The sequence below is a fragment of the Lactobacillus sp. ESL0791 genome, from assembly GCF_029433255.1.
GTDB lineage: Bacteria > Bacillota > Bacilli > Lactobacillales > Lactobacillaceae > Lactobacillus.
Window position 1 is genome coordinate 2,317,245 of record NZ_JAQTHU010000001.1, and the last position, 13,127, is coordinate 2,330,371.

Genomic DNA, 13,127 nt, shown 5'->3' on the forward strand with positions numbered 1-13,127 from the left:
TTAAGTTCAAAGGAGCATATACATGACAATCGGCGAATTACTAAAACAAGAGCGGCTCCAGCAAGAAAAAACACAAAAAGAATGGATTGGCGACATTGTCAGTCAATCCTATTACGCAAAAGTTGAAAAAAATATCCACCGGATTTCAGCGGCAGATTTGATTAAAATATTGACACGTAATAATGTTTCTTTTTCTAATTTTGCTAAAGAATTAAATCACAAAAAATTAGCGCGGGAAAAACTCGAAATAGATCAGAAAAATAGAATAAGCAATCTACTTTATGAAGCAACATACAATAATTCAGAAAAAGACTTACGTAAAATCAAAAAATTACTTAGCAACAAAAATTTTAATTTATCACACAAAGAAGAGTGGTTGCTTTATACCGATGCAGAAATTTCAGAGGTTACTAACCAACAATTAGATAAAAAAGAAGCACTTGCACTCAAAGATAAGCTATTTAACATGCCCAGTTTTGACAAATTAACTTTGGAATTATATTGCAATCTAATGCATATTTATGATTTCGACAGTAATATTGTTATTGCCAAAAGAATTATCAACCAGTTTCAAAACACAAATAATTATCGAACTCAGGAAATAATACTCGGAATTATTGACAACATCTTGATTGATAGTATTGAACAAAATCGATATGAAGAAACTGGCTTCTTTATTAAAGCCGCCGATCAAATTACTACCAAACCGGAATTGTTTTTCGTTAAAAATATGCTGCTACTTTTAGAAAATCTAATTGAATATCATTTTGACAAACAAGCTTCACACTTAGTAATTTGTACTGACACTATCAAAAATATGAAACGAACTGGGTTACAAGAGTATGCTGATCAAATTGAAAAATTTATCACCGAACACAAATAAAAAGGACAGCCAAAACTGTCCTTAGTTATTATTTACTTGATAAAACCGCGTCTAGCAGAGTAGAAGCGATTAATCTTATGGTTGAAGTAATACAGAGCCGGGTTCTTGCCCCGCTTAAAACTTAACATCTTGTAGGTTCTACCATTATATTTGATATTACTAATAGTTAGATGCGGCTTATAAAGATCAGACTTGGTCCAAATAATACACTTATTTTTGCCTGTTTTCTTAACAGAAACCGGTTCGCGCATCCCAGCAATTATATTTTTCTTAGTGTGATCGGTAAATTCTGCATAAGTATTCTTAGTGTACTGCATCATGTAATATTGACCATAACCCTTTGAATACCACTTGCCACGAAACTGCTTAGGCACCGTATGAGTGACGGCAGCAGCTTCTACCGGCTGACTTGCAATACTTGCGGCAACTCCAGTGCCAGCGATTAAACTAAGGCCAGTGATTGCACCAGCTAAAACTTTTTTAAACTTCAAGGTATTACCTCCTTTAAATCATCTAATAGTTTGTTATATTAATGATTTTACCACTTAACAAATCAAAGTAGAATAGAAAATTTATGTTATTTAATTAGTTAGTTTCGCTTTCTACCTTGGTTGCAGTTTTCTTAGATTTTTTCATCACGTACAGTGTAATGAAAAAGACGCAAACACTCACAATTAGCAGCATTCCCAGGGCCCAATTTACATTCGTGGCCGCCGAAATAGTGGTCGAAATTGAAGTTACAAGCGGACTGGCTACAATCAAAATGGTATTAATTGCACCAATCGTTGATGCTAAAATCGTCCGATCTACTGTCGTAACAATCCATTGCTCTAATTTCGGACTGGCCGTACCGGCAAAGAAAGCCAAGAAAAATATCAAGATTAAACACAGAATAATGCTTTTACTGAAAATCGCCCCAATCATCGCGGCTGCAAAAGCTGTATCAAGCAAAGCAATCGTTAACAGTGACATTTTCTTAAAAATTGTTGTCCCTAAAATACTGCCGGCAGCAGCACCAATTGATCCAATAGCTCCAACAAGGGCAATTGTAAATGAAAAAGTCCCGATGACCATGATGCTCCTATTAGCAGCAATCACAATCGAAATCAGTGGTTGCAATGTCCCTAAAACACCATTTAATAAAGCAATCACTAAGATAACCGTAAATGTTCCCGTGTTTTTTCTAAGTTGTTTAAAAGAAGAAGCAAGTGTTGCAAAAAAGTTTTGGTCATTGATTGTTTCTTCTACTTCATCTTGGTGTTCTTTACGATAATCGTGCCCAATTTTGGCAAAAATTAAACCCGCAACCAAAAAGGTTAGTGCATTAATCACTGCTATTTCTGAATATGACATGAACAGCAGCAAGCCTGAACCGATAAATTGCGCACACATTTGAAAAGCTGCCGAAACACCATTGGTAAAGCCTTCAGCTTCAGCCACATCATTTTCTTTAACCAGTTTAACAATTAAAGGTGTTTCCAAGCCGCTAGAATAAACACCGGCAACATCTGAAATAAAATTGAGCGCGATCACCATTAATACCAGGTTCCAGCCCGCAATACTGCGGGTAAAAAGCAGGCCGACAATCATGTACAAAACAAAACGGATAACTCCCAGCCAAGTAATCACTTTAAATTTATTTTTGGTTCGGTCAGCAAGGTAGCCGCCGATGCTCTGCAAAAGATCGGGTATCGCTTCAGTGATTGCAATCAGCGACATGGCTAAAGAATAATTCTGCAGTCTGCTGGCATAAGTTAATAGCGCCAAGTAAAACAGAATATTACCTGCACTTGACAGAAAACCAGCAACCGAAAACCAACGATAATTTTTATTTTTGAAAAAGACACTCATAATGGTCACTCCTATATTTCTTAACGTGCCTTTAGTATATTTCGGCTATAATAAGAACTATAAAAATGTCATATTTGAAAGTCAGCTCAAGGTGAAAGCAAAATGTCAATTGGTCAATTACTCAAAAAATACCGCATCGAACAGGTGAAAACGCAAAAAGAATGGTCAGAGAATGTGATTAGCCCTTCTTTTTATTCAAAAGTTGAAAAAGACCTTAACCATATTTCTGCCCATGATTTAATTGCTTTATTGCGCAAAAATAAGGTGCCATTAGTAAAATTTTTTGATGAACTAGACACTGATAGTGAAAGTCAGCAAGAGCAGACAGATGAAATTGACAATATTATTATTCATGCGTTTTATCATAATTCAACCAAAGAATTGCAACAATTACAGCAAGTCATAGCCGCTTCTGATTTGCCAGATAAAGCCGATCTGCTGTTAACAATCAGAGCCTTTATTGCTAGCATTATGCACAAAGATTTAAGTACGGCAGATAAAACTGCCTTAAGAGAGAAAATTTTTAACATTCCTGAGTTGGATAAAACTAAATTGGAGTTATACTGCAACTTCTTTACCCTTTATGACCTAGACGATAATCTCAAACTGGTTAAAAAAATCGTGCAAAAGTTCCAAGACAGTACGGACGTTTCCATCCAGGAATTACTTTTGGGTATTATCTGCAACCTGCTAGCCAATTGTATTGAAGCTAAACGCGACAAGGAGGCCCAATTTTTCATTAAAAGTGCTAACGAAATTACAACGCGGCCGGAATTATTTTTCTATAAAAATGCTCTGCTATTAATGGCCAATCTAATTGCCTATCATCTGGATGGGCAAAAGGAACACTTGGCAAACTGCCAATTGGCACTAAAAAATTTCACGGTGTTGGGGATGCCAGAATACGGTCAAACGTTAACGCAATTTTATGAGACGTACAAATAGCGTCTATAAATCATTTAACGCTCTAATCCCTTTAGCAGCAAGCACGCAATGAAGCGTTGCTTGTTCTTTTTGCTAAAACTATCCATAATAATTTCTAAAACAAGGAGGAAACCAATGAAATTTGGTGAACGCCTAAAACAGGCACGAATTAACAAGAAGCTAACTCAAGAACAAGTCGCAGAAGATTTCTTTATCACTAGACAGGCAATTTCGAATTGGGAAAATGAAAAAACTTATCCCGATATGACCATGCTAATCAAGTTGAGCGATTATTACCATCTTTCATTGGATACTTTACTCAAGGAGGATACAGGAATGCGCGAATATTTAGAGAAAAAAGAAGTAGTTAAAGGGGTACGACCAATAAGAGGTAGCTTAACTCTAATTGATTTGCTTCTTTTTGGTATTTTTATCTATAACATTTATAAGCACACTATTCCAGTTGGCAGTATTACTTGGTATTTATTAATATTAGCCATTTTAATTGTCAGCTTTACCATGACACGACTAAATAAATTTGACCAAAAACACTCACTTCAGCTCGAATATACTTGGCAAAAATATCTTACCGGTGAAAAAGGTCTGACAATCGCAATTGTTCCACCAATTTTATGTGTCATTGCAGGATTGATTTTAACTTTACTCAAATGGAAATACAGCAGCACCGTCATTTCAGTAAGTGTTGGTTGGACGCTTGGAATTATTTTTATAATTATTGAAAAACATTTTATAAAACTCAGAAAAAGGAATGACAGTAAGAACTTTTGATTTCTTTAGTACTAAGCAGGCAATAAATCGTTGTTTGCTTTTTCAATAAAGCCAAACATAATAATTCTTAAAACAAGGAAGACAACAATGAAATTTGGTGAACGCCTAAAACAGGCACGAATTAACAAGAAGCTAACTCAAGAACAAGTCGCAGAAGATTTCTTTATCACTAGACAGGCAATTTCGAATTGGGAAAATGAAAAAACTTATCCCGATATGACCATGCTAATCAAGTTGAGCGATTATTACCATCTTTCATTGGATACTTTACTCAAGGAGGATACAGGAATGCGCGAATATTTAGAAAAAAAGGAAGTTACAAAAGAACTTAAACCGATAAAACTTAAACTACTTATTATAGTTATCTTATGGGTAATCTTTATTTATTCTCCAAAAAGTTGGCACACATCAGCAAAAACATCATTTATTTTTACTCTGATTGAATTTTTTTCAATCTGGTTAACTGTCCGAACTTTAATAGAATTAGACCAATTTAGTGATTCTAATTCTCTTGGCTTAAAATACAAGTGGCAACAAATTTTATTCAGTAAAAAAGGACTAAAGTGGCTGCTTCTTTTGCCAACAATTTTAGCCATCGCCGCAATCTGGTTTTATGCAATTAAAAACTTTATCTGGATTGGTTTAGCCATGACAAGTATAATGCTGTATGCAATTATATTTTCATATTTATGGAAAAAATGATCATTAAAAAAGGTGTTCCAAATTTTTGAAACACCTTTTCTCTTAACTAAATTAATCAGTGCTAATTACCACATACCGATTACTTTCATCCAGCCTAAGCCAATGATACCGTAAACTAAAATGTAGAAAATTCCAAAAACAAAACTCATCTTCCACCACTCACTCTGCTTAACGTAACCAGAAGCGGCTAAAACAGATGAAGCCGGGCTTGAGTAGTGCGTGGTTGAACCCATAATCGCTGAGAACAAAGCTAAGAATTGTGCAGCCATTACTTTCGGTGCACCAGCGGCAATAGCCACCGTCAGAAGCGGCAGGTACATTGCTGAGTTGTGCGCCGTTGCGCTCGCAAACAGGTAGTGTGTGTAAAACAGCACTAAGGCTAAAATGATCAAAACTGTTAGCCAGTTGACACCCTTTAACCCAGCAGAAATACTGGTTGAAATCCAACCGATGAAACCAAATTGGGTCAATTTTTCAGCCATAAATACTAAAATCGACAGCCAAATCAAAATATTCCAGGCACCAGTTTCTCGTAAAAGATCTTTCGGAGCCAAAACACCGGTTAAAAGTAGTAATGATACCGAAATAAAAGCAATCAGAGTGGCATCAATGTGCAGTGTGCTTGAAAGCATCCATAAAACTAGTGTGATCACAAAAATGATACTCATAGTGATTTCTGGGACTGTAAGTTTACCCATTTCTTCCAACTGACCGTTAGCCCACTCTTTTGCATTGGGGGTTTCTTTGATCGTTGGCGGGTACATTTTGTAAACAAAGTAAGGGATAACAGCCAAACAAATTGCTGCCGGAACAATGCTGGCAAGCAGCCATTCCATCCAGCTTAAGGTAACGCCCGCCTTGGCAGCCAAAGCTACCGCAATCAAGTTTGGCGCACAAGCCGTCATAAATAATGAAGAAGTAATGACATTAACCTGAAATTCAGTAAATGTTAAATATGCACCCATCTTTTTTCTTGAAGGATCATTTGGCTTTGAATCAAACGTGTCGGCTAAAGACTGAATCAGCGGATAAACAATTCCACCAGCACGCGCACCGTTTGAAGGGGTAGCTGGTGAAACAATCAAATCAATGGCACCAATTGCATAACCCAAGCCCAAGGATTTTTTGCCAAACCATTTAATAAAAAACAGGGCAATCCGCCGACCCAAACCGGTCTTAACTATTCCCCGGGAAATCATAAAGGCCATCGCAATCAGCCAGGCAGAAGAATTGCTGAAAGCATCAATCGCACCTTTAGCAACGACCTTGCCATTAACAACTTGATCGGCCAGCGGTGCTAACCCAAGACAAATTGTTAATGTAAAACCTAATAGAGTCACACCAGCAATCGGCAACGGTTGCGTAATACATCCCAAAATAGTTGCAACAAAAATTGCTAACATCTGCCAAGCTTGAACACTCACGCCAGCGGGACGAACTGCTGTCGTCAGCCAAATAATCAAGCCAACTACCACAGGCAGTATGAATTTTTGATATTGTATCTTCTCTAGTTTTTTCATAGCATCTCCTTAAAAAATAAACACCGTTATTTTATCATAAATGAGATTTTGGTAAAGTTAATTATTTCACATTTAACAAATTGCACTTTTTAAATACTAATGCAATTATTTTCAATAACTAAATTTTCTTAACTATTTTATGAAGAAACAATTCTGCATTAATTTTTACCCAGCTTCCCGCCTTTTAACTCAATTTCAGTAAATTTATCCTTATCAGGCAAGCGGTGCGACACCATGATCACTGTTTGGGCAGTTCTGGCAAGATAGTCTGTTAGTTGGACCGTCTGCCTTGTATCCAAATTTGCCAAGGGTTCATCCAGTAAAAGAAGCTCATGACTTGCCACAAGTGCCCGCGCAATGCCAATTAATTGTTTTTGCCCTGCAGAAATATTTTCATCCCCGGTAGTCAATTGATAATCCAACCCACCCTTGAAATTTTTAATCAAGTTGGTCAACCCAATTTCATCACTAATTGTATTAATCCTTTCAGTTGCAATATCTCTTCCTAAAATAATATTTTCTTTAATCGTTCCGCTGAAAACTGAATTTACTTGGGGCACAAGTGTCACCAGCTGGCGCAAAGACGAAATTTCCTGCGGGATTGAAATGCTGCCGCTTTTAAGTTGCAGCGCTCCGCTCATAATATTCAGCAATGTTGATTTCCCACAGCCACTCTTGCCATAGATTAAATATTTTGAGTGCTTGTTCAAATTAACTTTAAAAGAGAGATTTTTAAAAGGCAGCTCCGTATTATCGTATCCAAAAGTAATATTTTCCAACCCAAATTCATTATTTCGATTATAGGTAAGCTGATTTTTAACGCTACCTTGCTTCAAGAAGTTCCTGATTCTGTCTTCCGAAACTTTTTGGTTATTGAATTCACTGTAAAAATACGGTGCTTCGTAGAATACCCAAGTCAAACTGTTTGTCAAAATTGAAAAACTAACAAATTGGGGAACCGTCAGCATTTTTTGACTAATCATGTAAATTTCAATCACGAGCGTGAGGCAATCAAACAGCAAGCCAAAAAAGGTGCTGGTAATCAACATCAATTGCTGGGTCATTGCATTGCGGTATTGTGCCTTTAAAAATTGCCGATACTGGCGCTGAAATAAATCTTCAGTAAACTTTTCCTGCTGATTAATCATGATAAACTCGCGTGAATTAATAATTTCCGTCAGCACTTCCTGCAATTTTTCCTGGTGCATTTGCTGTTTTGCCCGTGATTTAATAATCAACTTATTAAAAAACTTGGGCCCAATTAAGGACAGCAGACACAGAAATAGAATTATTAAGGTCAGTTGCCAAGAAGTGAACAAGCCAAAAATAATTGCTGCAATAAACGAGCTGCCGCCAATCAGTAAGTTGGTCAGCGTGCTGGCATAGCGTCCACCTGCCACATTAGTGTCCGTTAAAATCAGGGTCAGCCACTTTCCCTTATTTAAGGCCGCTAATTCCTCTTGGACTTTGCCAATAATTTTATCGGAAAGCTGTTTTTCTTCTGTAAACAATAATTTTCTTGTTAAAAACGATGTGCCATATTTGGCCGCAATAATTACTAGGCAGGAAACTATTAACAGGCTGCCGTAAAAAACAAACTGCTTAACGGACATTTTCACATCGAGTGTTCCTAAAAGTCGTGCAAGAATAAATTCCGCCGCTGCACCGACAATACCTAACAGCCAGACCATGCCTAGTCGCACTTTAGTCATTAAATTTTGTTTCATTAACTTGTCCCTCTTGTAATCTAATTACCGTATCCGCATCATTAATCATGTTGAAAGTATGGGTAATGATCACAATCCCATGATTAACCGCTGCCTTTCGTAAAACCTGCATGACATTTTTTTGACTAGCCTGATCTAAGTCGGAAAAAGGTTCATCTAAGAATAAAAATGGGCGTTTTTGAACCAACGCCCTAATAATTGCAATGCGGCGCATCTGCCCCACCGAAAAATCACTCTCTGGGCTAATCTGTGTTGCCAACCCTTGCGGCAATTCTTTTATCCTTGTCCACAAACCCAGTTCTTCCAGCAACTGCCTCAATTCTTCTGCAGAATAATTCTTATTTCCCAAGCACAGATTTTCAAGCAAACTAGCAGAATAAATGATACTTTTCTGCGGCACATAAGAAATTTGTGCTGCCAGCTTGCCTGATAAATTTTTACCATCAGCTTTGAAACTAACCGTTCCGCTTGTTGGCTGCAAATTCCCCGCCGCTAGCCGCAGCAAAGTGGTTTTACCAGCACCATTTTCACCTAATAAGAAATAAAGACCGTGATTATGCAGCCGCAAATTGATGCGATCAAAAATTTTTCGTTCCTGTTTAGGATAATTAAACGAGACATTGGTAAAAACTATTTCATCACTATTTTGCTGGTTTGTTGCCGAAATTTGCGGAGCACTTTGATCAAGATTAGAAAAAACACGAGTAAATGAAGCCTGCTGCCTTGCTAAATATTCCAATGTCTGCGGCAGCGAAATAAAGGGATAAAGAACTGAACCCACGCCGGCATTCCATAAACCTAGCATCGCACCCATGCTTAGTTGGTTAATGCGCACTAAGAGCAGACCAAGCAAAATCGTGCCCACTTGCGCCAAATAAACACCGCCGGTAAGCACCGCGTTATTTTCGGCAACGTAATTAGCAAATTTTAAATAAGCCGGCCGCTTGCCTTGATAATAAGCATCATGCCGGTTCATGACCCACTTAAATGTGCCAAGCGTGCGAAACACCGGCAAGCCTTTATACAACTCTTCCAAAAAGGCTTTATGCTGATCATCTTTTGTCATAAATTCTAGATTTGCAGCTGTCTGTAATTTTAAAAATTTGCGGACAATCAGAAATAAAAGCAGACTGATTACCATAAAAATACTGGTAAAAGCCACTGAGAAAAACAGCAGGTAAATGATGCCGCACAAAACGGTTAAGGCAAAGTCCAGTAACGGCATTAAGCCATCAAGCAGCGTTGACGACAGCACCTGAATGTCACTGTTGATGATATTCAGCATTTTACCAGCTGTTAGTCGTTGGTCTTTTTGCTGTAGAAATCCTTGCAACACTTGCGTACTGATTTTCTGACTAAGCGTAACTTTAATCTGCTGCTGCAAGCGCGCCGAAAAATAGTCAACCACTGTATAAATGACAATTCCTAGCAGCATCAACAGTAAAATGGTTTTAAGCATAAAATATCGACCATTAGTTGCAACATCAATTCCCTGCTGCAGCCAAAAAGAAATATATACATTAAAGCCTGCAAGGATTAACCTTGTTACTAACAGGGTCGCCACCACCTGCCAGCGCAAATATTTCATTAGCTCTAACACATTTTTCAGCTGCTGTTTAAGTGAAACGTGCATAGCTACCTCCTTTTTAAACAAAAAAAGTCCTCCCAGGATGACCCCGAGAAGACTTCTCAAAATATTTTAATTTATGTTATTGTAACGTCATTCAAAGTAAAAGTAAATCTTTAATTTGTTTCTCTAAAAAACTCCGCTACCGTTTGCAGCATCTTTTTACCCTCCGCTCTGAAAACATCATCAGGAATTTTTTCCGTATAGTTCATGATCCCCAAAGCCACAATATAGATTAGATAAACTTCCGTCACCGGTTTTAACTGCCACTGACTTTTCTCAATGCCGTAGCCTTGCAAAAACGCGTCAATTAGTTTCTGATCACAGCTAAGATCTTGATAAAATAATTTAATAAAGTCCTCAAACGCCGTGCCTAAGCGGGCTTTTTCATAATCAATTAAGGTTAACTTGCCGCCAACTATTTTATAATTGCGCAAGCCGACATCCCCGTGCTGGACAATCTTACTATGAGCGGCCAAATCTGCAGCAATTACATCCCTGTAAGGTAGAAAATATTTTCGTAACTCAGCCAAAGTTGTCCGCGCCTGTATATTTTGCAAATTATTTATTTTTTCAGCTACTTGATCAAGCGGATAATCTACGCGCCGAATGTGTGCAAAAGGCTTAACCTCGGTATGAAATTTTGCCAAAACCTGTCCCATTTCCTTGGCTAACTGCGGCGTCATAGTACTTGTCACATCTTGCGGCGCCAAATCTGTCATCACCAAGACAAGCAACTTTTCCCTAGGCAAAGCAAAATCAGTCAGCACACGGTCGTTTAACTCCTGATTGACCATTTTTTCAGCATATAATTTTCTGGCCTGTGCGAATACTTTTACAAAAATGCGCTGCTGATAAATTTGGCTGTCACCAACAAAGGTACTATTTAACGACTTATGATTTGTCGGTGTTAAAGACGCCCTGAGCTTTTCATTCAACGTTTGCTTGAGTTCCATTGTCATTTCCTTTCTATTTTAGATTAAATTTAACTCATTACTTTTTACTACTTTGAATAGTTTACAACAACAATTTATAAATGTCTTGGATAAGTTTTATGATGAAAGTGCCAATCTCTTACAGGGAAAAGTAACCTTAGATGAATTAATTGACCAGTTCATGCAAAACTTAAGAACTTGGGGATTAGAAGTTATTACCCAGCAGTTAGAACAGTTAGATAAGGATTACAAGCAGCTGGCAATTAGGAAAAAGCGGTATGCAGTTAAGGCCCTTCGTACCTGTATTAAGCAAACAGTTTACGGTCAAATTGCGTTTAAACGAACTTATTACCAAGACAAAAGTTCTGGCAAATATTTTTATTGGTTGGATGAACAATTGCGTTTAGCTAAATATAGCCGAATGACCTTAGGCTTTAAAGCAGCAGTTTTAATTAATACCGGCAGGCATGCTTATCAAGAAGCTATTGACATGACTAAGTACAATGCAATTCATTCTAAAGCTACAGTGATGAATATTGTTCACCATGAGGGAAAGCTAATTCCCAACTTGGTAGCAGAAGGAAAGATAAAGCCGCGCACCAACAAAGTACTTTATATTGAAGCTGATGAAGATCATGTTGCTTATCAAGACAGCAGTAATCGCTTTATGAAATTGGTTTATGTTCATGAAGGCTACAATACAAGTGCGAAGCGCCATTTTATTAAGCATGCGGTTTACTTTACTGGTAATTATTTAGGCAGTGACAATGACTTATTGTGGGACGAAGTTTGGCAGTATGTTAAAGCAATGTATCCACAGGTAGAAAAAATTTATTTAGCTGGTGATGGCGCCGCTTGGATTAAGGCTGGAACGGCTTATTTCCCGCATTGTAAGTTCGTTCTTGACCGTTTTCATCTGTCTAAATACTGTCATTTAGCAAGTACCAAAGCAAAACAAGGTACAGCAGAAAAATTGTATGCATGGGCATTGAGCGGCAAGCAGGAAAAATTAAAATTATATTTTTCCACTAAGTTGTCTGACCCAGATTTGAGTAAAAGTGCGCGTAAACAAATTAAAAAGGCACAAACTTATATCTTAGGTAACCTGGAGGCAATAGTGCGGGCCAGCGAGCAAGATTATCAGTGAGGTCATATCAGTCATTATTTGTCTGAGCGCTTAAGTTCAAGGCCTAAGGGCTGGAGCCTAGTTGGTGCCCAAAGTGTTGCTCGCGTGAGAATTTTTCAAATGAATGGCGGGAATGTAGCTAAATGCTTGCAAGAACAAGCAGACAAATCTTTCAAGCAGGAACGTGTCAGCCGTGTAGATAAACGAATTAAATTGCAGCGTAAGGGGCTTAAAGATAATTATTATGAAATATGGCAGAGTAGTTTCGGAGAAAGTCAAAAACACCATTATTTCTTAGAAGGTTTAAAACATGGTGGACAAAAAATCGGTCAAAGCGAGTGCATAATATAAAAAATAATACTAAATAACAGAATCTTATCAGACGGGTCTTTGTAAACAAGTACCCACAAAAAGTTGACACTAACAAAAAATTCCGCATAATTGACGTACTTAATAACGGACGCTATACTTATTTTAAATATAATTAGGAGGTATAATTATGGCAGATATTGTAACCCCAACTAAAGCACGAACAAATTTATATAGTTTAATCAATAAAACTAACCGTGATGCCAAGCCTGTAATTATTGCAGGAGCAACCGACGAAAAAAGTGCCGTTTTAATTAGTAAACGTGAATATGACGAATTACAAGAAACTTTAGCATTAATTAGCAATGGTCAACTACAAGATGCGATCAAACGCGATAATGAAAAAGCTGAAGCCATTGACTTAGAGACAATGATTGCAGAAATTGACGCCAAATGACTAAGTGGCAAATTAAAATTAAACCATCTGCTAAGAACGATCTAAAGAAACTCATGCAGAGTAATTTACGTAACCGATTTAAGGAAATAGTAGAAACTATCGAGCAGAATCCTTATAATCCCATTCAATCGTTTGAAAAGCTTGAACCATCTGGTAAAAATTATTATTCAAGACGTTTAAACAGTCAACACAGAATAATTTATAAGATAAATAAACAGAATAAATTGTACAGCCATTTTATCCTGCTGGTCACATTATGAATAAAAGCAAGCTAGCT

At 37.4% G+C, this 13,127-nt stretch carries 14 protein-coding genes; 8 read left to right on the forward strand and 6 right to left on the reverse strand.

Annotation, left to right across the window (positions count from 1 at the left end; all coding sequences use genetic code 11):
* Positions 1-22: 22 nt before the first annotated feature.
* Entirely contained in the window at positions 23-883 is an 861-nt protein-coding gene (locus PT285_RS10710) for a helix-turn-helix domain-containing protein (RefSeq protein ID WP_277150432.1), read from the forward strand.
* 32 nt (positions 884-915) lie between these two features.
* Here PT285_RS10710 and PT285_RS10715 read toward each other — a convergent pair whose 3' ends face one another.
* Together PT285_RS10715 and PT285_RS10720 are read right to left on the reverse strand one after the other, a co-directional pair.
* The gene (locus PT285_RS10715) at positions 916-1,374 is read right to left on the reverse strand and encodes a hypothetical protein (RefSeq protein ID WP_277150433.1); all 459 of its coding nucleotides are present in this window, start codon (positions 1,372-1,374) and stop codon (positions 916-918) included.
* Positions 1,375-1,468: 94 nt separating this feature from the next.
* Positions 1,469-2,734 (reverse strand): MFS transporter, encoded by a 1,266-nt coding sequence (locus PT285_RS10720; protein WP_277150435.1) that lies wholly within the window; start codon positions 2,732-2,734, stop codon positions 1,469-1,471.
* Positions 2,735-2,836: 102 nt separating this feature from the next.
* Between PT285_RS10720 and PT285_RS10725 the strand changes: the two genes are divergently transcribed.
* The 3 genes from PT285_RS10725 (at position 2,837) to PT285_RS10735 (ending at position 5,149) form a co-directional block, all read left to right on the forward strand.
* A complete protein-coding gene (locus PT285_RS10725; RefSeq protein WP_277150437.1) occupies positions 2,837-3,679 on the forward strand; it encodes a helix-turn-helix domain-containing protein in 843 nt (280 codons plus the stop codon).
* A 114-nt stretch (positions 3,680-3,793) separates the two neighbouring features.
* Complete coding sequence (locus PT285_RS10730; protein ID WP_277150438.1) at positions 3,794-4,447, forward strand: helix-turn-helix domain-containing protein; 654 nt, start codon at positions 3,794-3,796, stop codon at positions 4,445-4,447.
* Positions 4,448-4,534: 87 nt separating this feature from the next.
* On the forward strand, positions 4,535-5,149 hold the full coding sequence (locus PT285_RS10735; protein ID WP_277150440.1) for a helix-turn-helix domain-containing protein: 615 nt from the start codon (positions 4,535-4,537) through the stop codon (positions 5,147-5,149).
* A 65-nt stretch (positions 5,150-5,214) separates the two neighbouring features.
* Here the strand turns inward: PT285_RS10735 and PT285_RS10740 are convergent, their stop codons facing one another.
* The 4 genes from PT285_RS10740 to PT285_RS10755 form a co-directional block, all read right to left on the reverse strand.
* Entirely contained in the window at positions 5,215-6,669 is a 1,455-nt protein-coding gene (locus tag PT285_RS10740) for a DASS family sodium-coupled anion symporter (RefSeq protein WP_277150442.1), read from the reverse strand.
* 158 nt (positions 6,670-6,827) lie between these two features.
* Positions 6,828-8,396 carry an ABC transporter ATP-binding protein gene (locus PT285_RS10745; protein ID WP_277150444.1) on the reverse strand — a complete coding sequence of 523 codons (1,569 nt, stop codon included), beginning with the start codon at positions 8,394-8,396 and terminating at the stop codon, positions 6,828-6,830.
* Entirely contained in the window at positions 8,374-10,029 is a 1,656-nt protein-coding gene (locus tag PT285_RS10750) for an ABC transporter ATP-binding protein (protein WP_277150446.1), read from the reverse strand. Before PT285_RS10750 ends, PT285_RS10745 begins: the two co-directional genes overlap by 23 nt.
* Before the next feature lie 110 nt (positions 10,030-10,139).
* Complete coding sequence (locus PT285_RS10755; protein WP_277150448.1) at positions 10,140-10,979, reverse strand: aminoglycoside phosphotransferase family protein; 840 nt, start codon at positions 10,977-10,979, stop codon at positions 10,140-10,142.
* An 85-nt stretch (positions 10,980-11,064) separates the two neighbouring features.
* On the opposite strand from PT285_RS10755, the gene PT285_RS10760 reads away from it, so the two are divergent.
* The 4 genes from PT285_RS10760 to PT285_RS10770 all read left to right on the forward strand — a co-directional run bounded on the left by PT285_RS10760 (position 11,065) and on the right by PT285_RS10770 (position 13,110).
* On the forward strand, positions 11,065-12,105 hold the full coding sequence (locus tag PT285_RS10760; RefSeq protein ID WP_374211479.1) for a UPF0236 family transposase-like protein: 1,041 nt from the start codon (positions 11,065-11,067) through the stop codon (positions 12,103-12,105).
* Positions 12,106-12,204: 99 nt separating this feature from the next.
* Positions 12,205-12,435 (forward strand): hypothetical protein, encoded by a 231-nt coding sequence (locus PT285_RS11495; protein WP_374211480.1) that lies wholly within the window; start codon positions 12,205-12,207, stop codon positions 12,433-12,435.
* Between the two features lie 148 nt (positions 12,436-12,583).
* Positions 12,584-12,850, forward strand: a complete 267-nt coding sequence (locus PT285_RS10765; protein ID WP_277150450.1) for a type II toxin-antitoxin system Phd/YefM family antitoxin — start codon at positions 12,584-12,586, stop codon at positions 12,848-12,850.
* Between the two features lie 53 nt (positions 12,851-12,903).
* Entirely contained in the window at positions 12,904-13,110 is a 207-nt protein-coding gene (locus PT285_RS10770) for a Txe/YoeB family addiction module toxin (protein ID WP_374211497.1), read from the forward strand.
* Positions 13,111-13,127 lie beyond the last annotated feature (17 nt).

Coding starts and splice junctions, on each gene's coding strand:
- PT285_RS10710 (WP_277150432.1), top strand. CDS start 23: ATGACAATCGGCGAATTACTAAAACAAGAGCGGCTCCAGCAAGAAAAA.
- PT285_RS10720 (WP_277150435.1), bottom strand. CDS start 2,734: ATGAGTGTCTTTTTCAAAAATAAAAATTATCGTTGGTTTTCGGTTGCT.
- PT285_RS10725 (WP_277150437.1), top strand. CDS start 2,837: ATGTCAATTGGTCAATTACTCAAAAAATACCGCATCGAACAGGTGAAA.
- PT285_RS10730 (WP_277150438.1), top strand. CDS start 3,794: ATGAAATTTGGTGAACGCCTAAAACAGGCACGAATTAACAAGAAGCTA.
- PT285_RS10735 (WP_277150440.1), top strand. CDS start 4,535: ATGAAATTTGGTGAACGCCTAAAACAGGCACGAATTAACAAGAAGCTA.
- PT285_RS10740 (WP_277150442.1), bottom strand. CDS start 6,669: ATGAAAAAACTAGAGAAGATACAATATCAAAAATTCATACTGCCTGTG.
- PT285_RS10745 (WP_277150444.1), bottom strand. CDS start 8,396: ATGAAACAAAATTTAATGACTAAAGTGCGACTAGGCATGGTCTGGCTG.
- PT285_RS10750 (WP_277150446.1), bottom strand. CDS start 10,029: ATGCACGTTTCACTTAAACAGCAGCTGAAAAATGTGTTAGAGCTAATG.
- PT285_RS10755 (WP_277150448.1), bottom strand. CDS start 10,979: ATGGAACTCAAGCAAACGTTGAATGAAAAGCTCAGGGCGTCTTTAACA.
- PT285_RS11495 (WP_374211480.1), top strand. CDS start 12,205: ATGAATGGCGGGAATGTAGCTAAATGCTTGCAAGAACAAGCAGACAAA.
- PT285_RS10765 (WP_277150450.1), top strand. CDS start 12,584: ATGGCAGATATTGTAACCCCAACTAAAGCACGAACAAATTTATATAGT.
- PT285_RS10770 (WP_374211497.1), top strand. CDS start 12,904: ATGCAGAGTAATTTACGTAACCGATTTAAGGAAATAGTAGAAACTATC.